Origin of the sequence: Microtetraspora fusca (genome assembly GCF_001570365.1) — a bacterium.
GTDB lineage: Bacteria > Actinomycetota > Actinomycetes > Streptosporangiales > Streptosporangiaceae > Microtetraspora > Microtetraspora fusca.
Map to the genome: position 1 here is coordinate 1 of NZ_BBYK01000006.1, position 1,498 is coordinate 1,498.

Below are 1,498 nucleotides of genomic sequence, written 5' to 3' on the forward strand. Positions count from 1 at the left end.
ACGAAAGACATCCCAGGAGCTTAGATGTCAAGCTGCAACCGACTCTGCGTGATGCGACCAGGCGGTCGCCTCGTCGTAGAGCGTGCCGGTCTTGAGGCAGCCGTGCAGGATGCCCACGAACCGGTTGGCGAGTTGGCGCAGCGCGGCGTTGTGGCCCGCTCCGCGGGCGCGTTGCCGGTCGTAGTAAGCACGCGCGCCGGGCGAGAGCCTCAGGGCACTGAAAGCCTGGGTGAGCAAGGCGTCGATAAGCCGGTCGTTGTGCACGAACCGCGCCAGGGCGATCTTCTTCTTGCCGGAGGCTCGCGTGATCGGGGAGGTTCCGGCGTAGTTCTTGCGGGCTTTGGCGGTGGCGTACCGCTGGGGGTCGTCACCGAACTCTGCGAGCACCCGGGCGCCGAGGACCGGTCCCAGCCCGGGCTGGGACAGGACGATCTTAGCGGCCGGGTGCTCGCCAAAATGCGCCTCGACCTGCCCTTGCAGCGTCTTGACCTGAGTGTTGAGCACCTCCAGGACAGCGATCAGCGCCTGGACGGAGGCGGCGTAGGCGGCGGCCACCACCTCAGGTTGACCCAGGTGCTCGGCTCGCAGAGCGGCTTGGATCGCGGCGGCCTTGCCAGCCACGTTCTTGCGGCGGGCCCGCTTGAGCGCGGCGCTGATCTGCCCGATCGTCAATCGGGCGGCCTGTACCGGCGTCGGGGCCTTGGCCAGCAGTTCCAGGGCATCGACGGCATCCAGATCCTCGAACGCCTCCAACGCGGCGGGGAAGTAGTCACGCAGGGCATGCCGCAGCCGCTGGGTGTGCCGGGTCCGTTCCCAGATGAGCGTCTTGTGCGTGCGAGCCACGACCTTGACAGCCTCGGCCTGGGCCGAGTCCCCAGCCACGGCGCGCAGCTCGTGGGCGTGGGTGCGGACCATATCGGCCAGCACATGCGCGTCACCGGCATCGCTCTTGGCTCCCGAGACCCCGAGTCGGTCACGGAACCGGGACGCCTGCAACGGGTTGACTGCCAGCACCCTGTATCCGGCGGCCACCAGCGCGGCCACCCACGGCCCCCGGTCGGTCTCGATGCCCACCAGCACCTCAACCTCGTCGGCCTCGTCCCCGGCCAGCTCGCCGACGATGGCGTGCAGCCGGGCCATTCCGGCCACGCCCTCGGGCAGTCGGGCCTTGGCCAGCCGCCGGCCGGAGCCGTCCATCACCTCCACATCGTGATGGTCCTCAGCCCAGTCATCACCCACGAACAACCGCAACGGTCCTCCCGTTCTCGATGTCGATCACCCTGCGCAGCCAGCGAGAGAACCATCAGCGACCTAATCAAGCAGTGCTCACGCCAACCAGGCGGGCACGACATCCCATCAGCGATCAACTCTCCCGGCCGACCGGCAGGGGCACGGTCTTTCGTCAGGACTCAACGTCCAGGAACCAGAAGTGCTCACCTGCCGGCGGCTACCACCAGGAGTCTGCCGGATGGCTTACTCCCAGAACTGATTAGGAACC

Annotated in this window: 1 protein-coding gene; it reads right to left on the bottom strand. The window is 67.8% G+C overall.

Annotated features, from left to right (window positions below):
• Nucleotides 1-27 precede the first annotated feature (27 nt).
• On the bottom strand, nt 28-1,251 hold the full coding sequence (locus AWQ68_RS00035; RefSeq protein WP_084463511.1) for an IS110 family RNA-guided transposase: 1,224 nt from the start codon (nt 1,249-1,251) through the stop codon (nt 28-30).
• Between the last annotated feature and the right edge of the window lie 247 nt (nt 1,252-1,498).